Raw genomic sequence first — 21554 nt, forward strand, 5'->3', positions numbered from 1 at the left:
TGCTCGTCACTGCTCGTCGTTGTCTTGGTTGGTCTTTGTGGTGACGCCCCCAAGCATCCCTTCGAGCTCGTCTGCAGAAAGTAGTGTACGCGGTTCATAGGTTTCATTTGCCGCGACATAGTGGAACGCAGCCCGGACGTTCTCGGCCGGTATTTCCACCCCCAGTTTCGCACTGAGCAGTTTCGCCCAGGCAAGCCTGTAGACGGCCAGCTGCATGGCGGCTGCGTCCATATCCGCGCCGGTGGGTTTGCGTCCGGTCTTCCAGTCCACGACGATCCAGCCGTCGGTGGGGTCGGTTCCGTCGTGGAAAACTGCGTCGATCCGCCCCTCGAACACGTGGCCGCCGATGGTGACGGAGTACGCCCCCTCCACGCTTTCGGGTTGGCGGTCGGCCCACTCGGAGCGCAGGAAGGCCTCCTTGAGCGTTTCGAGGTACGGGTCCTCCAGGGATGCGTCGGAAGCGCCGGGGAGCTGTTCTTCATCCAGGAGGCTGACCTGCTGGTAGCGTTCCTCCACCCAGTTGTGGAAGGCGGTACCGCGTTTGGCATAGGGCTTCGGTTCCAGCGGGATGGGGCGACGTGCGCGGAGGGCGAACTCCTGGTCGTCCTTGCGTAGGCTCACAGCTTCGGTGGCTGTCATGCGCACGTTCAGGGGCACCAGAAGTTCGGCGTTATCCATTGCCGAAAACTCCTCGAGCAGCAGGTTCGTCTCGAGGTCCCAGGCCTCGGCGAGGGTGGTCGGCGCTTCACCCGCAAAGGCGTTTGACTCGGGCTGGTGCTGTGCGTGTTGCATGTGTTCTGCGTACGCAGCCTCGATTTCCTTGCGCACCTGCTTTGCACCTTCGGCCACGCCGGGGCCCGCAATGGCTGAGGCAGGGGACGGCCAGACGGCGCCGGTGGCTGCGGCAACATCTCGTTCTTTGCGCGCCTCTTCAAAGTCCAAGCGCTTGCCGTTGGTCTCTGAGTCGGGCAGCATCTCTTTGTCTTCAATGGGCAGGCCGTCCGGATCGTCCAGCATTTTATCCAGGTCCTTGTAGTACTTGCCCATGTCGGACCAGTACCCCACGCTGTCCGTTGCGCCATTCTGCTGGAGGTGCTCATGCAGCAGCGTAAGACAAATTGATGGGTCGTTGCCTCGGTTCGCAGACGCTTTAAAGGCCGATCCGCTGACGTACAACACCCGTTCGGAGCGGGTGATGGCCACGTAGAACAGTCGATCGTTCTCCTTGGCGCGGAAGCGGCTGACCTGCTTGTTGAACTCCTTGTACGCCTTGGTATGACCGGCCCGGTCTTCCGCCTCGTCGGTCAATAGTCTCGGGTACGCCCCCGGGCCGTCACCGGCATCGCCGCGCAGGCTGCTCGGCAGCACTTGCGCCTTGGTGGTCCATGCATCCTCGGATCGTGGCTGGGAATAATCCCCGTAGCGTTCACGCGAGGCATGCGGCACGGCGACGATGTCCCACTCCAGCCCCTTTGCCTTGTGAACGGTGAGAATCTGGACGGTGTTGTCCTTGCGCTGCACCTCGCCCGGGTCCAGCCCGTCTTCTTCCGATTGAGCTGCTAGCAGGTATTCCACCAATGCCTTCGGGGTGGCGGTTCCGGTGCGGGAAACGTCCCGCACAATCTGCGCGAATTTATCCAGGTGGCTGGTGCCGATCGCCTGTTCGGGGCGGCGGTGCCAGCGGGTGAGGACTTCCGTGCGGACTCCCAGCATCTTTTCGATGTCCGCCACCAGGTCCGGCAAGTTCTTACCCAAGCTGTGGCGGCGCAGGTATCCAAGCTCTCGGCCGAGCTGTACTAGCCGCTGGGCTCCCTCGGCCGACATGCCCATCTCCTCGGCGTCGGTCAGGTCGGCGAGTGCATCGATCAGTCCCACGGAAAACTCCGTGGCGTTCGGGATGGCCTCTAGCACTGCCTCGATCAGCTCGTCGCGCACTCCAGGGGTGCGGAGTAATTCGATGCTTTCCTGACGCTGCCGTTCCATTGCGGCGTCGTCGATGGCGTCCGTTTCCCCGGCTCCGCGTTGGGCGATCTGCTCTGCCCGGCGCGTAAGAACTGCAAGGTCGGCAGCTCCGATGTTCCAACGCGGGCCTGTCAAAAGGCGCAGCAGTGCCACGTCATCTGTCGGATCCACCAGCACTCGCAGTGTTGCGAATACGTCCGCGACCTCGGGAATATCCAGTAGTCCCGGCCCTGCTGTCATATCCGCGGGCACCCCGCGCTCCACTAGTTTTTCGTAAATCGGCACTGCGTCGGCGTTTACGGTCACTAGCACCGCTGCGGAGAACGGCTTGACCTTCGCCGGGTCGTCCGCCGTCTCCAGTTTCCGTTGGTAAGCCTGCCATTGGGCCTGCAGCTTGTCGGCTAGCCAGTCGAGTTCCTGTTCCCGCTCGTCGAAGAAGGCAACCTCCGAATCACCTTTCGCGGCACCGGGGCGCGGGCGTAGTTCGGAGACCAGGCGCCCGGTGCTTTCGGTGCTGCGTTCCATGGACCACGTTGAGACCTTGTTGGCCATGTCCAACACCATGGTGGGGTTGCGCCAGGAGGTCAGCAGCTGCAGCTTTCCGGCCGGCTTCCCGGCCGCGTCAGGAAAGTCGGTGCGGAATTTCTCCAGGTTGGAGGCCGTAGCTCCACGGAATTGGTAGATCGACTGCATGGGGTCGCCCACCGCCATCGCGGAGAAGGTACCTTCGCCCGCGCGCCCGCCGCCAAATAGCGAACGCAGCATGACCCGTTGGGCATGGCCGGTGTCCTGGTACTCGTCCAGCATCACCACGCGGAAGCGGCGCCGCTGGTCCTGCCCCACTATCTCGTGATCGCGCACGAGCTCCGCTGCTTTGCTCATCTGCTGCCCGAAGGTCAGCAGGTCGCGCTCCTGCAGGGTCTCGCGGAACTTCCGCACCAGCTTCAGCAGCTCGGTGCGATACTGCTGGGCTTCCAGGAATCTGGTGTTGTCGTCGGTGAATTCCTTCCTGCTTCGCGCTCCCTTGGGCAGCTCCTCCAGCAGCTTCATCGCTGCCATGTTTTCCTGCTCGACCTCCTCGATGCCAACCAGGTGGTTATCCATTTCGTCCGATAGAGCGCACACGTCCGCAATCACGTTGGGGACGGTCCGCTGCGCGCTTAAAGAGCTGTCAGAGTTGTACACCACGTCGCGGGCGACCATCCACCGTTCGGCAGCGGTAATGAGCCGGGCGGCTGGCTCCGAGGGGATCAGCAGACCGTATTCACGGACAATATCCCCCGCGTAGGAGTCGTAGGTCGCCACCGCCGGCGCAATGTTCTTTAGCACCTCGCGCCGCGGATCGTCTGCTGGCAGTTGGTCCATGAAGGCGCTTCCCGCCAGGGTCTGCAGGCGTTGGCGGATGCGCTCTCCCAGCTCGGCCGCGGCCTTACGGGTAAAAGTCAGACCCAGGATCTGTTCGGGCCGAGCGTAGCCGTTGGCCACCATCCACACGGCACGGGCCGCCATGGTTTCGGTCTTGCCCGCACCCGCGCCGGCGACGACCAGGAAATTGCCGAACGGGCCGGCCTGGATAACGTCCGCTTGTTCGTCGGTCGGGGCAAACTTCTGCCCCATCAGTTGGGATAGCTCCTGAGGATTGAAGATGTGTCGGTTGCTATCCATTTAAACCACCTGGTTTCCTTCGTCTTGCGAGGGGCAGATCGCCTTGAAGTCACAATGCCTACAGCCGTCGTACGGCGTGGCCAGGTATGTCGGCCCTGCTGTCACTGGCGCAATCTCCATAAGTTGATCGTGTACTCCGCTCAGTTGTTCTTCCGTCAGCTCCGCCTGGTTTCTTTCAGTAACCGTCTTGGCCGAAGTCCCCGGGTACACCAACTCTGCGCCCCCGGGGCGGTACTTTTGCCCATTACCACCCGGGCGCTCGGTGAGCGTGAGTAGGAACTGGTACGCGCTCAGCTGCGGACTTTCCGCTGCTGTATTCTTCGTAACTGCGGTCTTGCCGGTCTTGAAATCGATCACCTGCGTCAGTCCATCTTCCGGGTTCGTGGCCAGCAGGTCCGCGCGCCCGCTCAGCGTCACCTCGACACCTTCGGGTGTCTGCCCGACCCGCGCCCGTAGTGTTCGCTCGGTCTCAAGCTCGAACTCTTTGTCCCTATAGCTGTTAATGAAGCCGTGTAGCTTTTTGACGCCTACTTCCCAGCGTTCTATCGTTTGCGTGCCCTGCCACGTTGGTCCGTCGAGCACGTAAGGGAGGATTTCGCGGACGGCTAGCTGCGCCTCATCGAGTTCCATGCCCTGCACTATCTGCTCGGCGATGGCGTGAATGAATATGCCCACGCGCATCGCCTCGGTGGATTCGCTCACCCCGCCGTTGCTGTCCAGGAAGGTGCGCAGCGCGCAGGTGTTCCAGCTTTCCAGCTTGGAGGGGCTCAACCGGATTTTGTCGCCGGCCAGCACGCGTGCGTCCGTGGAGGGCTCAGCCATGCCCCACCAGTCTTCAGGAGCTGCACCATGCACTCCGGCCTGCGCCATTTTGGCCAGGTTCCGTGCTGCCGCACGCCGCTCGTGGCCGGGGCGGTTGGGGTCAGTGACGGCATCGCGTAGCTCCGCCAGCAGAGATTCGATGGCCAGTACGCGGGGCAGCGCGCCCGCCCCGGAGCCGGAGACCTTGCGGCCCACTGCCTCCTCTGTCTCGTCGGTTGTAGCCAATTCCGTAGGTTCCACGTCCATCTCGGCAATGAATCGGGATGGCACCAGCGCCTCATCGCCCGAGTTCCGCACGCAGGTCACGTGGACCCTGTCGGTCGCGCGGCTGAGTGCCAGCAGGAAGAGCCGGCGCTCCTCCTCAATGGCATCGTTGATACGCGCCACCGGCACGCTCGGGTTGATCCCCCGGTCCAGCAGGTCCACAAGCTCCAGCTGACCGAAAAGTCCGCCGACGGTCGGCCCAGTCGGCCACTCGCCTTCCTGAACTCCGGCGATGGCCACCACCTTCCACTGGCGCCCCGCCGCCGCGTGGGCGGGCAGAATTTCCACTGCCCCGGCGCGCACTCCGCGCTGGTCGCGCCCGCCGGTGGGCACCTTCTGGGCGCGGAGGTTCTCTACGAAGCTCTCCATCTGTGCGTGCGGGTTGCGCTCTGCGAAGTCGCCCAGAATATCGAACAGGCTCATCACCGCATCTAGGTCCGCGTCGGCCTGCGCGCCGAGTGATCCGCCCTTCAGCGCCTGCGTGCGCAAGTGCATGTCCAGCTTGGTGGCTTGCCAGATCTTCCACAGCACCATCTCCGTCCCCTGGTTGTTCTTCCACGCCTGCCGCCCAGCCTCCAAGACCGTGGACACGCGCTGGATGACCTCCTGCTCGCGGGGGCCGCAGTGGCTGGTGATCCACTGGTTCGCCGGGTCTTCGGGGTGATTCAGCAGCTCCGTGACGTAGTCCACGGCCTGGAAGGGCCTGCCGTCCTCGTGGGCCCGCAACGTCTGCCCGGCCACCTGCGCGGAGCGGATGGCCAGCGCCACCGCACGGTGCACGCGGCGCACCATCACCGGGTCCGCGCCACCCACGCTGCCTTCCAGCACACTGTGCATCTCCGCCACCGTGAGGTTCCGGTAGCTCGCCTCCGCGGCCAGCAGCAGCATCCGTACCAGGGGTTGCTCGGCCAGCACCACGGAGGTTGGGTCCACTTTCACCGGCACGCCGTAGGCCATCAGCGTCCTGCGCACCCGCGCGATGCTGCCGGTGCCGCGCACGATCACCGCGATGTCATCCCACGCGACCTGTTGTTCGATGTGCGCGCGCCGCACCACATCCACGATCTTCAGGCGTTCCGCGGTCTCCGTCGGGGTGATCGTCACCTGCACAGAATCGACGCCTGCGGAGCTGCCATCTGCCCGCGCGCTCAAAATGGCACTGTCACTAGTACCCGCAGAGCGCAGCTCCACGCGGCTCGGCTGCACGCCCAAGTGCCTACGGAGAGCGTTCACGGACTGGGCCGCAGGTGGCGTCAAACGATAAGAAGCGCTCAAAACCACCCGGTGATCCGGGTCCTGCGAGCAGGAGTCCAGGAAGGCCTCGTCTGCGCCTCGGAAGTGGAACACGCACTGGTCCGGATCGCCTGCGATGAGGGTCCGGGTCCCCGGCACCATGAAGCTCTCGATCAGCCGGGCGGAGGCCGGGTCCAGGTTGTGCGCATCGTCGACCAGCAGCAGCTTCACCTTCTCCCGCTGCCGCTCGACCAACTTCTCGCCTTCCGGCTTTTCAAAGGCGGCCAAAGTCGCGTGCAGCAACTCGGAGGCATTTAGACTCTCCGAACGGCTCAGGCGCTGGACCTGCTGATATTCCTCCTGGAAGCGCCCCGCGGCCTTCCACATCGGGCGGTTGTGTTCGACCCCTAGCTGCTGCAGCTGCTGGGCTGATAGACCACGCTCGGTGGCACGCAGCAGCAGATCACGCAGCTGCTGCGCAAAGCCCGCGTAGCTCAGCGCGGGTACGACGTTGGCGGGCCAGTACCGATTACCGTCCTCCTTGGTGCCCCGCAGGATCTCGCGGATCTGCATGTCGTGTTCCGCACCCGTGATAAGTCGCGGCTGCTTCTGTCCGCGCAGAGTCTGCACGCTGCGATAGAACGCAAAGGCCCATGAGTGCACCGAACGCACAAACGTGCCGGACGCAGCGTAGGCGCCCTCCCCAGCCATGCGCTGGTACAGCGCCGCGCGCACGGCCGTCGCTGCCTCCTTCGACGGCGCGAAGAACATTATCTCGGACGCCGATCCCCCCTGCAGCAGGAAGTTCCGCGCCGCAGAGATCAACAGGGACGTCTTGCCCGTTCCCGGCCCACCGAGGATCGCATAGGGCTGCGAGTAATCCACCTGCGCCGAGCCCTCAACCAGGGCTCCGGCCAGGCCGTCGAAAACCTCCGTTGGCTGAATCCCATCCGTGGGCTGCCCCAGCCGTACCTTCGGTTTCCCGCTGGCGCCGAGGCGCTTCTCGAGATCGTGGTTGGTGTCCCTGTGAGCGCTGTCCCGTTCCATGACTCTTAGTCTGTCATGCGCCCCGGACAACCTCCCGACGAATACCTATTTCGTGTTCGATTATGAGCGGCGACTAGCCTTCCCGCTTAGCCACCCAGGCCGCCACAACGTCGGCCACGCGTGCTAGCCCCTCCCAAGACTCCGGCTGGGAATTTGGCAGCATGGCGTGCAGGAACAGCCGATACATCACCGCGCGCAATACCAACTGCGTGAAGTCTGGCAGGTGCGCCCAGCGATCCAGCAGGGCATCCGGCGCGTTGCCCCAGGACATCGTATCCACGATCAGCAGCGCAACGGTCCAGGCCGCCGGGTGCCAAGCCGGGTAGAGATCCGTCACGATGGGATCGGCGGTTCCGTCGAAGATGGTGCACCCAGCAATATCCCCGTGCACCAGCTGGTCGTCCTCCACGATCGGTTCGCGCAGCTCGGCAAGGCTTGCGGCCTTCACCAAAGCGGCGGCGACATCCTCCCGCGGCACGCTCTCGGGCGCCAACACCGGGGTGACCCATTCCGCCGGATCCTCGGCGAATGCGGCCTGGTCCGCCGCGGCGAAGAGGTCGTGTTCGTGCCACTTCTCCCCTGCCACAGGCGGCGCCAGGAACGTCGGCTTCTTCTCGCCACGCAGAGCTTCGTTGAGGCGCAAGGCGGCCGCCACCATCTCGTCGAAGCGTGGCGACTGGTGGCCGGACATGAAAGTCCGCGCCCGCCACCCGGACACGCTAAAGCGCCCGTCGGAAGAGAAGATGGGCCGCGACATGGACACTCCTGCCGGGCGCACCTTCGACATGATCTTGGCGATCCACGCCGCCCGCGCCGGCTCGTCTGTCCGGGAGATCACCGCCCGGTCGCAGCGCCACCCCTGGCTCCACTCCTGTTCCAACAGCACCGGGTGCGCCGAGGGCACCTGGAAGCTAGCCAGGATGTGCGCCGGTGGCGGGGAGTTGAAGTCGCTGTAAGAATCGTCGTTGATCATGTGCTCGCTTATTTGCTGTTCTTGTACCCAAACGGAAACACCCATGGGTTTGCCTTGCAGGTGTTCGAATTGTCCTTGAAGGCCTTGTCTGGGTTGATTTTATAGATCTCGGCGTTGTTCAAGCTGATGGTTTGTTGCATCATAATCGGCGCCAGCGCACCGTCCTTGGAGCAGGGCACGTGTGCCTTGTGCCCGATGCCGTGGCCGACCTCGTGGTTAATCATGTACTGCCGGTAGGCACCCAGATCCCCCTCGAACGGTATGGCTCCGCGCACCCAGCGTGCCTCGTTGAGCACCACCCGCCCCTCGCCCGGGAGGTTGCAACTGGTCTCAATGCCATAGCTATCACCACAGGTCTCGGCGGTGGTCTCCGGCGAGGTCAACTGAATCCGCATATCCGGCTTCTTCCCCTTCGGCAGCTTCTTCTCGTCCACGTGCTGGAAGGAGTACTGCGGATCGCCCACCCACGACTTCGGGTTGGCCAGGGTGGCGTCCACCATCGCGGCAAAAGCATCGTCACCGCCGTAGGCGGAGGACTTCAGCCTCGTCTCAACCTCCACCACGTAGGTGAATTTCTTCTTCCCCTTGCCGAAGGTTTTGCCGGGCTCGCCGGCGGTGCGGAATTTGCCGCCGCCCTTCTTCGTGTACTTGCCGCCCGGGGGCAGGGAACCGAACTTCAGCCCCTCGTAATCGCCGTGTTCGGCGCCGACCGTGCCGCCGTCGTCGCTGGTCGTAACCGCGACCTCACCGGTGGCCTGCGTGCCTTCTTCGTCGCCCAAGCCATGCAAAATGCTGTACATAACCAGGAGGGTAACCAGTACAAACGCGACAGAAATTAGTATTACGCTGCGGAAGCTAAACCGCCCATTCTGGGACTGCGCGCTCGGTGCTTCCGGTGCAGACTTCCGCGCCGGCGGGATGGGGTGGCGCTCCACGATACTGCCGCTACTCATACAGCTAGTCGCAGCCTCCCTAGCTTACGAAGCCGACGGAATTCTTGGCCTCTGCGCCGACCTCTACATAAGCGATCTGTCCACGTACCAGCACGTAGCGTGCCCCCTTGGCACCTTCGATGGTCAGCGTCTCATTCTCGCCGGAACGCAGGAAGTTCTCGATCTCTGCCACGTACTCGTCCTGGGACTTGGCCTGTTCGCTCTTGGAGTCGATGGTGATAGCCAGCTCGCGGGCATTGTGTACGAATCCGACCTTGATCTGCATGGGAAACCCTTCCTTCATATTCGTTTTCTACTCACGTGCAGTATTGTGACCATCATAGCTATCGGGTCGAGCAAGGAAGGCAGGTGCTGCAGGTGCTAATGCCCTCGGGGTCATCTGGAGCTTTTACTGGGGACTCTGCCTCCCACCCGACTTTCGGCTCGCTCGGCGTGGCCGTGGAGATCACGGAAGCCCTAGCTGCAGCCAACATTACGCACGCCTTCGCCATCCAGGAATACACCCTGCCCATCGCGCTGAAGGGCTCCGACGTGATTGGCCAGGCGCGCACGGGTATGGGCAAGACTTTGGGTTTCGGTATTCCTGTTCTCGATCGGGTTTTTGATGACGCCACCGTCACCGCTCCGGACGGCACCCCGCGCGCCTTGATCGTGGTGCCCACCCGAGAGTTGTGCCTGCAGGTGACCGACGACCTGACCCTGGCCGCCCGTAACCTGCGTGTGCCGGTGGGGGCCGAGGGTGCGTCCCAAAGAAAAAAGAGCAAGACCCGTGCCCTGCAGGTACAGGCAGTGTACGGCGGCGTGGGCTTCGATGCACAGACGGCGGCACTGGCGCGCGGCGTGGACGTGGTCGTCGGTACTCCGGGACGGCTGCTGGACCTGGCGCAGCAGGGGTATTTGCAGCTGCAGACGGTGGAGATCGTCGTGCTGGACGAGGCAGACGAGATGCTGGATCAGGGGTTCCTGGACGATGTGCGCGACATCATCACGCAGACCAGCCCACAGCGGCAGACGATGCTGTTCTCCGCCACTATGCCAGGCCCGATTGCGGCGCTGACTAGGACATTCATGCGGCACCCGGTGCTGATCCAGGCCGACAGTGCGGCGACGGAGGCAACCCACGAGTCGACGAAGCAGGTGGTGTTCCAGTCCCACAAGCTCGATAGGCTCTCCGCGCTCGCCCGAATTCTGCAGTCTCCTGGCAGGGGCCGCAGCATCGTGTTTGCCCGTACAAAACGGCAGGCGGCGGGTGTGGCCGAAGATCTTGCCAAGCTGGGCTTCCGCGTAGGCGCGGTGCACGGGGATATGCGCCAGAAGGACCGCGAGGAATCCCTAGACGAGTTCCGCCGTAACGAGGTGGACGTGATGGTGGCAACCGACGTGGCGGCGCGCGGCATCGACATCGAGGACGTCACGCACGTGATCAACTACCAGGTGCCGGACGACGAGCGCACTTATGTTCACCGCATCGGTCGCACGGGGCGCGCGGGCAACACGGGCACGGCGGTGAGCCTCATCGGCTGGGACGAGGTCGCGCGGTGGAACGCCATCAGCGACGCCCTGGGGCTGGACTTGCAGGACCCACCGCAGTGGTTCTCCTCCAGCGCGGAATTTCTGGCTGAGTTCGACCTTCCCGGCGATGTTGGCGACCGGGTGGGGGCGCCGCGCGGCGTGAAAGGCGCAGCGCTGAAGGTGAAGAAGTCCCGCAGGGGGCCGCGCCCATGAGCCATCGCTTCCCTTCCCCCGAGCGCGCCCGCCGCAGCGACCACATCGTCGCCGCCGCGTTGGCCTGCGGGCTGCTTGCCCTCGGCGGGATCACGTGGCTGGGTTCCGATGCTCGCGAGGTAGACCACCGGGTCGCCGATCACCCGATCGAGGCCGAGGACAAGACCCTCGCCTCTTCCGACTCCGCCAAGGGCGACCGGCAGATTCCAGAGCATCTGCGCGAGCTGTGGGATGCCAGGACGGACTCCGCCGGCCTGGTGGTTGATCAAGGCGGAGTGGTTTTGACCTCCGGCAACAAGGCCACCATGGTGCGAGGCGACGACGGTACGGAGGTCTGGCAATACAAAGCGCCGCACGACCTGTGCGCAGTGGCGACGAACTGGGGGAAAACGAACCTCTTTCTGCAGGGTCCCAAGGGGTGCGGGCAGGTAGTGGCACTGGATAGCGGCACCGGCGAATATCGCCACACACGCGACATGCTGGCCTCCGACCACGTGGAGTTGTTCCAGAGCCGAGACAACATCGGGATGCTTTCCCCCACCCGCACGGAGCTGCTGCGTTCGGACGGTGTGCGGCGAGTGGAGGTTGGCGACAAGCTGACGGCAGTCAAGCCGAACAAGCAGCCCTATACCGAGTGCACCTTTACCTCCGCCCTGACGCGCAGGGATCTGCTGGTTACGGCACAGACGTGCCCCAATAGCGAAAAGAAGCTGATCCGGCTGCTCAAGACGAACCCGGAGGACTCGGATGCCCCGGAGAAGTACCACGAGTACGAGGTTCCCGCCGACAGCGAGCTGGTGGGCGTGGGGCTAGACCGGGCGGTAATCTACGCCCCCGGCAACGGCACCCGCGCGAAGGACGAGAACGATAACGAAGGTTCGCGCTTCCAGGTGCTGGATAAGGACGGCGCCTTTCAGCAGTTCCCCGCCGACCCCGCCCCGCTACTGGATCCGCAGCAGCGGAATGGCACGCTGTTCCGCCCCCAGACGGCGGATTCGGCGCATCTGATGAGCTGGTTTGATGGCTCCCGGGTGGTGACCTTCATCCCATCGACCATGGAGCCTGCGTTCCAAGTTAATGGCGCAATCGGCCCTGCAACTCCAATGGGTGGGCGGCTGCTGGTTCCCACTGCTAAGGGGATCGCAGTAGTGGACTGGGATAACGGCAAGGTTCTGCGCACCATCCCGGTGGATCGCAAGGGCTACACCGGACAGGTGACGCTCAAGCTGGCGGGTGAGGTGCTGGTGGAAAAGCGCGGCGAGTCCGTCGTGGCGCTGGGAAATGCTATCCCATAACCGCTTTCCCCTGGCATACCAAATTAAGATCTTGTGATGTTTGTCACAATTTGAGAAAAAGCTCTAGCCAAAGCGCGAATAACGTGCAACAATCTTTCGAGTAACCGATAAGAGACCAAAAGGTTAACAACAAACCAACAAGGTCTTAATCGCAAGGCGAGAAGCCGCCGCGACCCCCTCTACACACAGGTCTGCACGCCACTTCGCCACCACCACTTTTGCCTGAATTTACCTAGAGATTCTCTAGGTAAATTCGTCGAGCCCAACTTCGATCCCCGGCCAAAGTGCCCACACCGACTGCAAAGAACCAAAACGACGCACCTTCGGACATCCTTTGTCCGAAAAAATAGAAGGGAAATACAATAATGGATTGGCGCCACAAAGCCGTTTGCCGTGAAGAAGACCCCGAGCTGTTCTTCCCCGTAGGAAACTCCGGCCCTGCCCTGGCTCAGATCGCCAAGGCCAAGCTGGTCTGCAACCGCTGCCCCGTCGCTTCCCAGTGCCTGAACTGGGCTATCGAGTCCGGCCAGGATGCCGGCGTGTGGGGCGGCATGGCCGAGGACGAGCGCCGCGCACTGAAGCGCCGCACCAACCGTGGCCGCACCCGTACCCGCAAGCGCATCACTGTTTAAACCCCAACCTTTTGTTCAGCTATTTTGTCCAGCTTCGCACCCCCGCTAAGCTGAACAGGTTGAAACTGTCCCTTAAAATTCAAGGAGCTGCACAATGAGCAAGCGTGGCCGCAAGCGCAAGGATCGTCGCAAGAAGAAGGCTAACCACGGCAAGCGTCCAAACTCTTAAGCCGTAACTCAAAAAAGGCCGGCAGGCGCACCGCATACATCGGTGCCCGCCGGCCTTTTGCTTTGCTCCAGGCTGGCAGAGCTACTATGCAAGCTATAGCGCCCCCAACACGCTATGTGCAATCAAAGAATCGACGCGACGTACATCAAGGCCACGGCCGATTTTTACCTTGATCTTTCCGGCCCGCGTCCAGAGTTCGATCTCAGCATTGACATCGAACGTTCCCGCATTCTCCTTGGACCACATGTTGATCGCCGAATACGGCAGAGAATAGACCTCCACCTTCTTACCCCTCAACCCCTGAGCGTCACGCATAATCAGGCGCTTCGTGGTGAAGATTGCACTATCTCTGAAAGTCTTAAAGGCCACGACCGCCTGTTCTCCGGGCACGAGCAACGCCATGACGTCCCCTGGAATCGGAACTTCTTCAACGAACGTCCATTCCGCGATCTCAGCAGCTTCCATTGTTCTCTCCTAATGCTAAGTGGGCTAAACCTTCTGACTATCTAACCTAGTACCAAATGTAGATTGCATTGCGATGTAACGGCCAGGAAAGAACAATAAACTCGATACTGCGAGCTACTCCTCCACCCGGTAGCTAATCACCCGCAACTGCGTGCAGATCCGCGCTCGCAGCTCCACTGGGGCGGGCTGGCTGCAGCAGCTCCGCAGGAGGTCCCGGACCTGCTGCTCGAGACCCAACTGCTGCAGGCACTCCGGGCAATCGTCGGCGTGGGCTCGCAAACGTTCGCGGCTCTCCCAGTCGGCGTCACCATCAGCAACCTCGTACAGGGCATCCAGCAGGTCGTCACAGTCCGTCTTTCGCGAATTGTCTTTGCACATGTGCTCTTATCCCTTCGCTTCCGTCAGTTTGTTGTGTGCCGTCTTGTTGTGTGCCGTCTCCGTCACGATCCCGTGCTCCGCGGCTACGTCCTTCAGCTTGCTGCGCAGCTGCTTGCGCCCGCGGTGCAACCGCGACATCACGGTCCCGATGGGAGTGTCCATAATCTCGGCGATCTCTTTGTAGGCCAGCCCCTCCACATCGGCGTAGTACACGACCATGCGATAGTCCTCGCCCAGGCTCATCAAGGCATCCTGGATGCGCTTATCCGGGATGTTCTTTAGCGCCTCCACCTCGGCGGATTGCAGTCCCACCGAGTCATGCTTCGCCGTTTCGGCCAGCTGCCAGTCGGTCATCTCCTCCGCGCTGGATTCCGTCGGGCGGCGCTGCGCCTTGCGGTAGCTGTTGATGTACGTGTTCGTCAGGATTCGGTACATCCATGCCTTCAGGTTCGTGCCTTCCTTGAAGGAACCGAACGCCTGGTAGGCCTTCATGTACGCATCCTGCACCAGATCCTGCGCGTCGGCCGGGTTGCGCGTCATCCGCAGCGCCGCACCGTAGAGCTGATCCAGCAGGGGCAGCGCGTCTGTTTCGAATCTTTGCAGCAGCTCGTCTGCAGTGTCATCGCTGCGTTTCATTCGCTCACCTCTCACCTTTCTTCCAACGCAATTCTATCGCCGGTTCATTCCCACCAGTTCCGGGAAGTTGTTCGCCACGGAGCCAACCCTCCTATCTGCCTTCCTGCTGTGTACTTCTGTTGTCTTGTTTGGTGACGCCACCAGCTCCGCCTCTGTGCCCTTCAGCCAAGTTTCTAGCTCGTCGCCCACCAGGATCCTGGGCATGCGGCTGTGCAGCCATTCAAGTTCGGGCAAGGCCGCGACGGTAATGATGGTGCCGTAGAGCTTGTCTTCCACGGCCTTGCACAGCCCGGCGGCGTACAGGGGGTGGCCGTCGGTGGCGGTGGTGAACCAGGGTTGCTTCTTCCCGTCCTCCCCGACGGTCCACTCGTACCAGCCGTCCATCGGGAAAGCGCATGGCAGGGATCCGGCAAACAGGGGCTTGGAGAATGCGGTCTCTCCCCGCGCGTTAAAAACCGTCTTCGGCGGATAGCCCCAGCGTGCGGGGCCGATCGTGGCCTCGTTTCTAAATTCCCGCACGATGGGCACCTCGGTGGTGGGGGCCACGTTGTAGTTCGCGGGCCACGCCCCGACCCCGGCGCGGGGTATGCGCGGGGCTCCCAGCCGTCGTTGCAGGTCACCCGAAAGCTCTTCTAAGGAGCTGAACAAAACGTATCGGCCACACATACTCGCCCATTATGCCCACCCCACGCTTCTTTTCCAGCGAAAAAGTGAGACAATGTGGGTATGTCTGCAGGTATGTCTGAACAACTCTGGCCGGCTCCGGTCGCCACCGAGCCCGTACAGGCCACCGTGGCTATCCCCGGCTCGAAATCTATTACGAACCGTGCGCTGATCCTCGCCGCGCTGGCGGATGCGCCTTCCACCATCACCGGCGGGCTGGTGAGCCGCGATACGGAGCTGATGATGTCGGCTCTGCGTTCCATGGGAACCCAGATCCTGTTGAAGAACGACCAGATGTACGTCACCCCGGCGGAGAAGCTGCACGGCGGTCAGGTGGATTGTGGCCTGGCTGGCACCGTGATGCGCTTCGTCCCGCCGATCGCTGCCCTGGCCACTGGCACAGTTGCCTTCGACGGTGATGTGGAGGCCCGCCGCCGTCCGATGTCCACCACCCTGAACTCCCTGCGTGCCCTCGGCGCCACCGTGAACACCAGCACCGAGTGCAACCCGGAGGGTCTGCCCTTCTTCGTGGAGGGTTCCGGGGAGGTCCAGGGTGGGGAGATTACCATCGATGCCTCCCAGTCGTCCCAGTTCGTCAGCGGTCTGCTGCTGGCCGGAGCGCGCTTTACCGAGGGCGTCACCGTTATCCACGAGGGCAACTCCCTGCCCAGCCAGCCCCACGTCGAGATGACGGTGCAGATGCTGCGCGAGGCCGGGGTGAACGTGGAGACCTCCTTCAACCGATGGACCGTCCACCCCGGCCCTATCAGTGGCCGCCAGTGGCACGTGGAGCCGGACCTGTCGAATGCCACGCCGTTCATGGCCGCGGGCGTGCTTACCGGCGGTACCGTGCGCATCCAGAACTGGCCCGCCACCACCAACCAGCCGGGCGACCAGTTCCGCCAGATCCTGCTGGACATGGGCGCGGAGGCGGAGCTGGACGTCCACCACGGCGATCTTGTCGTCTCCGGCACCGGTCGCGTCAACGGCATTACCTGGGACATGCACGATATTGGGGAGCTCACCCCCACCGTCGCCGCCCTGGCGGCCCTGGCCGACAGCCCCAGCCACCTCTACGGAATCGCGCACCTGCGCGGGCACGAGACCGACCGCCTACAGGCATTGGCGGATAACATCAACGCTCTCGGCGGCAACGTCGAGCAGACCGCCGACGGGCTGATCATCCACCCGGCCGCCCTGGAGGGCGGTCGCTGGGAGTCCTACGCCGATCACCGCATGGCCACCGCCGGAGCAATCCTGGGCCTGCGCGTCGAGGGCATCGAGGTCTCGGACGTGGACACCACCGCCAAAACCCTCCCCGGCTTCCGTCGCCGCTGGGCGCAGCTGCTGGGCCAGGAACGCTAGATGGGGCGAAAGCACAGCAACGTCCATCACTGGGACGAATCCGATGTCCGCGTCCGCCCCGGCAAGGGCTCCCGCCCACGGACGAAGGATCGGCCGAGCCATAAAAACGCCAAGCGGGGCATGGTCGTCTCCAAAGATCGCGGCCGCTGGGGCGTGGTGCTAGACGAAGACGGCACCCTCGTCACCTGCATGCGCGCCCGCGAGATGGGGCGCACCAACGTAGTCGTCGGAGACCACGTCTGTGTGGTCGGCGATACCTCCGGCAAGAAGGACACCCTGGCGCGCATCGTGCGGCTCGAAGACCGCACCTCCATTCTGCGCCGCACTGCGGACGACACGGACTCTTTCGAGCGGATCGTCGTGGCCAATGCGGACTACCTGCTGATCGTCAGCGCCGTGGCCGATCCACCGCCGCGCACCGGCTTCGTGGAACGCGCCCTCATCGCCGCCTTCGTCGGCGGCCTCACCCCGCTGGTCTGCCTCACCAAATCCGACCTCGCCGACCCCAGCGCCTTCGCCGCCGAGTTCCGCGATCTCGACGTAGAGGTCCTCACCACCGGCGTCAGCGACTCCCTGGACGAACTCACCGAGCACATCACGGGCAAGGTCAGCGCCCTCGTCGGCCACTCCGGGGTGGGCAAATCCACCCTGTTTAATCGCCTCATCCCTGACGCGGAACGCGCCACCGGAGAAGTCAGCGGGGTGGGCAAAGGCCGGCACACCTCCACCCAGTCCGTAGCGCTCCAGCTGCCCGCAGGCGGCTGGATTATCGACACTCCGGGCATCCGCAGCCTGGGGCTGGCACACGTCGACCCGGACACCGTAGTGGACGTCTTCGAAGACCTCCGCGAGGTCACCGAAGACTGCCCCCGCGGCTGCACGCACATGGGTCCGCCCGCCGACCCGGAGTGCGCCCTGGATACCCTCACCGGTGCCTCCGCCCGGCGCGTCACCGCGATCCGCCGCTTGCTGGAGGCCCTGCGCAGCAACAACGAGTGGGAAATGTAGCTAACCTGCTACATCAGATCCACCAGGAACGGCAGCTCCTTCGCGTCGTACCAGCTCATCAGGTTGTCCTCGCAGTCCCCCAGCGCGAACTCCGCGTCCTCATCCCCCAGGTCAGCTGCGTCGATGCACTCGATCGCTTTCGCCGTGGCGGCCTCCGCGTCGGCGTCATCAACATGGATCGCCAACAACTGCTGCACCTTCACAACCGCCGGGTCCAGCCGCACCACGGACTCGCCGTCGGTCGGCGCCAAAGTAACCGCCGAGTCATCGATCTCCGCGCTGATCACCACGCGCCGGTGCGGGAAGCGCTCCTCCCCGCCCGCGCTGAGCAGCCGCAGCGAGGCCCGCGCGGCATCCAGGAAGGCCGTGTACGCCAGCTCCTCCTCGTCGCCGCCGGTGTAGAACTCCCGCACCGCCGGGGTCAGGGCAAAGCCAACCGCAGACCGCACCGGGTGTTCCCCCTGCTCCGCAAGGGTGCCCAGCATGTCAAAGGTCGCGGGAATGTACACCAGCATGGTTTAGAACTCCCCCTCCAGCTCGAACACGCCGGTGATCTCCACCACCGCGCGATCGAACTGCTGGTAGTAGATGCCAATCAGGCCGGCATCCACGGCGCCGCGGATGTTCAGGATGTTGTCGTCCACCAGCACCAGATCCTGCTGCGGCAGGTCCAGACGGTCGGCGGTGATACGGAAGATCTCCTCCGAGGGCTTCTCCGCCCCAACCTCGCCGGAAAGCACCACGGCATCCACGTAACCGCCCTCCAGCCACGTGCGGATGGGGGCAGCTCCCGCCCCGCCCGGATCGTTGGAAAGAATCGCCGTGGCAATGCCCTCCGCTCGCGCTGCTGCCAGCAGCTTGCGCCACCGCCTGCGGTCTTCCTCGGCACCGTCCAACACTCCGCAATAATCAACTACTAGTCCACGCATGCCCTATATTCTGCCATCTTTTCGCCCTCCGGCGCCCCGCGGGGCATGCACTTCGCTATAGTTATGCCCGTATGGCGCCTTCGGGGGAACGCACCGTACAGCTTCACTGGCATGAACAACAGGGGGATTTTCTTTCGTGACCACTTCAACTACCACGCGCCCACTTCCGGACTTCGTGTTCCTGCGCCCACCCACCCCGGCCGTCGCTGTGCAGGCCGCCGAGGAGGAGGTCACTGATTCTTTTCGGGACGCCAACACCCCACCGCCCCAGCGCATCGCGCAGATCGTAAAAATGTGGCTGGAGGCTTTGGAAGGCCGCCGTCCGATCGACCATTTGCGCCGCGCGCCCTTCGGCGAGCGCGTGCTAGAGCAACTGCGAGTCCGCCGGCACGTGCGCCCAGAACCGACGAGTGGGCGGGTGGAAAAGGGGGCGTCAATAATAAGCCTGCACATCCAGCCCAGCGCGGGCGATTGCGTCCGCTTTTGCGCATCGGTGAAGATGGGCGAACGGGTGCGGGCCATTGCGGGAAGCATGTCGCAGCACACGCAGAAACGCCGCGCGGAGCTGCATCAACTGCACAGCTCCGCGCGGCGTGGGGTCAAGGTCTGGGCGATCGATAGCCTCAGCTTGATTTAACCACCCATGGTGGTCTGCGTGGCGCGGTCCACGGCCACGCCCTCGTTGCCCGCGGCCGGGTCATCGACGTGCACCTGACCGGCCTGCTTCAGCTGGTTACGCACCAGGAAAAGCTGGCGAACGGTCTCTTCCTTGATGCCGTCCTTCATGTGGTTAAACATGTCGCCGCCCTCGCGCTGGTACTCCACCAGAGGATCGCGCTGCGCCATTGCGCGCAGGCCGATGCCCTCCTTCAGGTAGTCCATCTCGTAGAGGTGCTCACGCCACTTCTGGTCCACAACGTTCAGCAGGGCTGCGCGCTCCATGCCACGCATCTGCTCCTCGCCGGCGATCTCCGTGACCTTCTCCTCCAGCTCGTCGTACTCGCGGTTGGCATCGTCAAGCAGGGCCTCGAGCAACTGAGAGGAGCTCAGCTCACCCGAGCGACCGTAATCATCGCCTTCCACCAGTTCCTCGTGGGTAAAGGTCGGGCCGTAAAGGGAATCCAGGGCGTTCCACAGGGTATCCAAATCCCAGTCCTCGACAAAACCCTCAGCCGTCGCGCCGTCGACGTATGCCTCAACGGTGTCCTTCAGCATGTTGCGGATCTGCTTCTCCACATCCTCACCCTCGAGGATCTGGCGGCGCTCGCCGTAGATCACCTTGCGCTGCTCGTTCATGACTTCGTCGTACTTAAGCACGTTCTTGCGCATTTCGAAGTTGGCGGACTCCACCTGGGACTGTGCGCCCTTGATGGCATTAGTGACCATCTTCGAGTCGATTGCCTCGTCGTCCGGGATGTTCAGGCGAGTCATCATCGCCTCCATCGTCTGGCCGACGAAACGCACCATCAGATCGTCACGCATGGACAGGTAGAAGCGGGTCTCGCCCGGATCGCCCTGACGTGCGGAACGGCCACGCAGCTGGTTGTCGATGCGGCGGGATTCGTGACGCTCCGTGCCCAGCACGTACAGGCCACCGACCTCGCGGACCTCCTCCGCCTCTTCCTTGGACTCCTCGCGGACCTTCTCGATCTCGTCGTTCCAGGCCGCTTCGTATTCCTCCGGAGTCTCCACCGGATCCAGGCCGCGCTCGCGCAGGTTGATGTCGGCGATGATGTCCGGGTTACCACCCAGCACGATGTCGGTACCACGGCCGGCCATGTTGGTAGCCACGGTGACGGCGCCCAGACGGCCTGCCTGGGCGACGATCTCCGCTTCCTTCTCGTGGTACTTCGCGTTCAGCACGTTGTGCTTGATGCCGCGGCGTTGCAGCAGCTTGGACAGGTACTCGGAACGCTCCACGGAGGTGGTACCCACCAGCACCGGTTGGCCGACCTCCACGCGCTCGGCGATGTCCTCGGCCACAGCCTCGAACTTCGCCTCCTGCGTCTTGTAGATCAGGTCGACGTGATCCTTACGCTTGTTTTCCTTGTTCGTCGGGATCGCGGCAACGTCCAGCTTGTAGGTGGACTTCAGCTCGGCGGCCTCGGTCTCCGCCGTACCGGTCATGCCGGCCAGCTTGTCGTACAGGCGGAAGTAGTTCTGCAGGGTAACGGTGGCCAGCGTCTGGTTCTCATTCTTGATCTCGACGTGTTCCTTCGCCTCGATCGCCTGGTGGATGCCCTCGTTGTAGCGACGGCCGTCCAGGATACGGCCGGTGAACTCGTCGACGATGACGACCTCGCCGTTGCGGACAATGTAGTCCTTATCGCGAGTGAACAGCTCCTTGGCCTTGATGGAGTTGTTCAGATAGCTCACCAGCTGCGAGTGCTCCGGGGCGTACAGGTTCTCGATGCCCAGCTGGTTCTCGACAAACTCCACGCCCTCTTCCTTGACGCCCACGGTCTTTTTCCGCTCGTCAACTTCGTAGTGGATGTCGCGGGTTAGCTTCGGGGCGATTGCGGCGAAGGCGGTGAACCACTTGCTGGAGCCCTCGACGGGGCCGGAGATGATCAGCGGGGTACGGGCTTCGTCGATGAGGATCGAGTCGACCTCATCCACGATGGCGTAGTTGTGTCCACGCTGCACCAGGTCGTTCAGGGAATGCACCATGTTATCGCGCAGGTAGTCGAAGCCGAACTCGTTGTTCGTGCCATAAGTGATGTCGGCGTTGTAGGCCTCACGTCGCTCAGCGGGGTTCTTGCCGCTCAGGATCACATCGGTGCTGAGCCCCAGGAAGCGGTGCACACGGCCCATCCACTCGGCGTCACGCTTTGCCAGGTAGTCGTTCACGGTAACGACATGCACGCCCTTGCCGGACAGTGCGTTGAGGTATGCGGGGAGCACACAGGTCAGGGTCTTACCCTCACCGGTCTTCATCTCGGAAACATAACCGAAGTGGAGGCCAGCGCCACCCATGATCTGCACCTTGTAGTGCTTCTGGCCGAGCACGCGCCAGGAGGCCTCACGCGCTGTGGCAAAAGCCTCGAGCAGGATGTCGTCCAGGCTCTCGCCGTCTTCCTGAACTCGCTTCTTCAGCTCGTCGGTTTTGGCCTGCAGCTCCTCGTCGGTGAGTTCGGTGTATTCCTCATCGAGGTCCATCACCTGGTCGGCGATTTTCGCGAGACGCTTGACCGCACGGCCTTCGCCCATACGGAGGATTTTCGAAAGTCCTAGCACGCTGATGCTGTCCTTTGCTCGATTTCTAAAACTGGTTAGCTAATTGGTCGGCTTCGGATAATCCTACCCCCACCCCCAAGGCCGGGGGCAACTACACCCGGCAAGTCCAGGCATAAAAAACCCGGCCTCCACA

The 21554-nt window shown here is 63.1% G+C and carries 19 protein-coding genes; 7 read left to right on the forward strand and 12 right to left on the reverse strand.

Features of this window, described 5'->3' with window-relative positions; all coding sequences use genetic code 11:
* Positions 1-6 precede the first annotated feature (6 nt).
* From MHX63_RS04980 to MHX63_RS05000, 5 genes are all read right to left on the reverse strand, one after another.
* Positions 7-3627: a UvrD-helicase domain-containing protein gene (locus MHX63_RS04980; protein WP_239387492.1), complete on the reverse strand. Its 3621-nt coding sequence runs from the start codon at positions 3625-3627 to the stop codon at positions 7-9.
* Positions 3628-6993 carry an ATP-dependent DNA helicase gene (locus MHX63_RS04985; RefSeq protein ID WP_239387493.1) on the reverse strand — a complete coding sequence of 1122 codons (3366 nt, stop codon included), beginning with the start codon at positions 6991-6993 and terminating at the stop codon, positions 3628-3630.
* A 73-nt stretch (positions 6994-7066) separates the two neighbouring features.
* On the reverse strand, positions 7067-8011 hold the full coding sequence (locus MHX63_RS04990) for a TIGR02569 family protein (protein WP_239387494.1): 945 nt from the start codon (positions 8009-8011) through the stop codon (positions 7067-7069).
* Positions 7975-8919 carry a DUF3152 domain-containing protein gene (locus MHX63_RS04995; RefSeq protein WP_239387495.1) on the reverse strand — a complete coding sequence of 315 codons (945 nt, stop codon included), beginning with the start codon at positions 8917-8919 and terminating at the stop codon, positions 7975-7977. The genes MHX63_RS04990 and MHX63_RS04995 overlap by 37 nt, the downstream gene beginning before the upstream one ends.
* A 19-nt stretch (positions 8920-8938) precedes the next feature.
* Positions 8939-9202: a DUF3107 domain-containing protein gene (locus tag MHX63_RS05000; protein WP_239387496.1), complete on the reverse strand. Its 264-nt coding sequence runs from the start codon at positions 9200-9202 to the stop codon at positions 8939-8941.
* A gap of 80 nt (positions 9203-9282) precedes the next feature.
* Between MHX63_RS05000 and MHX63_RS05005 the strand changes: the two genes are divergently transcribed.
* The 4 genes from MHX63_RS05005 (at position 9283) to MHX63_RS10490 (ending at position 12740) form a co-directional block, all read left to right on the forward strand.
* Positions 9283-10644 carry a DEAD/DEAH box helicase gene (locus MHX63_RS05005; RefSeq protein WP_239387588.1) on the forward strand — a complete coding sequence of 454 codons (1362 nt, stop codon included), beginning with the start codon at positions 9283-9285 and terminating at the stop codon, positions 10642-10644.
* Complete coding sequence (locus MHX63_RS05010; protein ID WP_239387497.1) at positions 10641-11939, forward strand: hypothetical protein; 1299 nt, start codon at positions 10641-10643, stop codon at positions 11937-11939. Before MHX63_RS05005 ends, MHX63_RS05010 begins: the two co-directional genes overlap by 4 nt.
* A 365-nt stretch (positions 11940-12304) precedes the next feature.
* Entirely contained in the window at positions 12305-12571 is a 267-nt protein-coding gene (locus tag MHX63_RS05015) for a WhiB family transcriptional regulator (protein WP_005293852.1), read from the forward strand.
* Positions 12572-12665: 94 nt separating this feature from the next.
* Positions 12666-12740 carry a 50S ribosomal protein bL37 gene (locus tag MHX63_RS10490; protein WP_011274008.1) on the forward strand — a complete coding sequence of 25 codons (75 nt, stop codon included), beginning with the start codon at positions 12666-12668 and terminating at the stop codon, positions 12738-12740.
* Positions 12741-12833: 93 nt separating this feature from the next.
* Here MHX63_RS10490 and MHX63_RS05020 read toward each other — a convergent pair whose 3' ends face one another.
* The 4 genes from MHX63_RS05020 to MHX63_RS05035 all read right to left on the reverse strand — a co-directional run bounded on the left by MHX63_RS05020 (position 12834) and on the right by MHX63_RS05035 (position 14885).
* Positions 12834-13205, reverse strand: coding sequence for a PH domain-containing protein (locus MHX63_RS05020; RefSeq protein WP_239387498.1), 372 nt, complete (start codon positions 13203-13205; stop codon positions 12834-12836).
* A 114-nt stretch (positions 13206-13319) separates the two neighbouring features.
* A complete protein-coding gene (rsrA, locus tag MHX63_RS05025; RefSeq protein WP_239387499.1) occupies positions 13320-13583 on the reverse strand; it encodes a mycothiol system anti-sigma-R factor in 264 nt (87 codons plus the stop codon).
* Positions 13584-13589: 6 nt separating this feature from the next.
* Positions 13590-14219 (reverse strand): sigma-70 family RNA polymerase sigma factor, encoded by a 630-nt coding sequence (locus MHX63_RS05030; RefSeq protein ID WP_239387500.1) that lies wholly within the window; start codon positions 14217-14219, stop codon positions 13590-13592.
* 33 nt (positions 14220-14252) lie between these two features.
* On the reverse strand, positions 14253-14885 hold the full coding sequence (locus tag MHX63_RS05035; protein ID WP_239387501.1) for an SOS response-associated peptidase: 633 nt from the start codon (positions 14883-14885) through the stop codon (positions 14253-14255).
* Positions 14886-14957: 72 nt separating this feature from the next.
* Between MHX63_RS05035 and aroA the strand changes: the two genes are divergently transcribed.
* Both aroA and rsgA read left to right on the forward strand, forming a co-directional pair.
* A complete protein-coding gene (gene aroA, locus MHX63_RS05040) occupies positions 14958-16247 on the forward strand; it encodes a 3-phosphoshikimate 1-carboxyvinyltransferase (RefSeq protein WP_239387502.1) in 1290 nt (429 codons plus the stop codon).
* Complete coding sequence (gene rsgA / locus MHX63_RS05045) at positions 16248-17255, forward strand: ribosome small subunit-dependent GTPase A (RefSeq protein WP_239387503.1); 1008 nt, start codon at positions 16248-16250, stop codon at positions 17253-17255. It begins immediately after the preceding gene.
* Positions 17256-17263: 8 nt separating this feature from the next.
* Here the strand turns inward: rsgA and MHX63_RS05050 are convergent, their stop codons facing one another.
* A complete protein-coding gene (locus MHX63_RS05050; protein ID WP_005293871.1) occupies positions 17264-17770 on the reverse strand; it encodes a hypothetical protein in 507 nt (168 codons plus the stop codon).
* A gap of 3 nt (positions 17771-17773) precedes the next feature.
* Entirely contained in the window at positions 17774-18184 is a 411-nt protein-coding gene (locus MHX63_RS05055) for an HAD family hydrolase (protein WP_034984727.1), read from the reverse strand.
* A 136-nt stretch (positions 18185-18320) separates the two neighbouring features.
* Here MHX63_RS05055 and MHX63_RS05060 point away from each other — a divergent pair, with 136 nt between their 5' ends.
* Positions 18321-18821 (forward strand): Rv3235 family protein, encoded by a 501-nt coding sequence (locus MHX63_RS05060; RefSeq protein WP_239387504.1) that lies wholly within the window; start codon positions 18321-18323, stop codon positions 18819-18821.
* Here MHX63_RS05060 and secA read toward each other — a convergent pair.
* The gene (gene secA, locus MHX63_RS05065; protein ID WP_239387505.1) at positions 18818-21421 is read right to left on the reverse strand and encodes a preprotein translocase subunit SecA; all 2604 of its coding nucleotides are present in this window, start codon (positions 21419-21421) and stop codon (positions 18818-18820) included. The two genes, MHX63_RS05060 and secA, sit on opposite strands and share 4 nt — an antisense overlap.
* Positions 21422-21554 lie beyond the last annotated feature (133 nt).

It is taken from the genome of Corynebacterium sp. ACRQK (genome assembly GCF_022345965.1).
Classification (GTDB): Bacteria; Actinomycetota; Actinomycetes; order Mycobacteriales; family Mycobacteriaceae; genus Corynebacterium.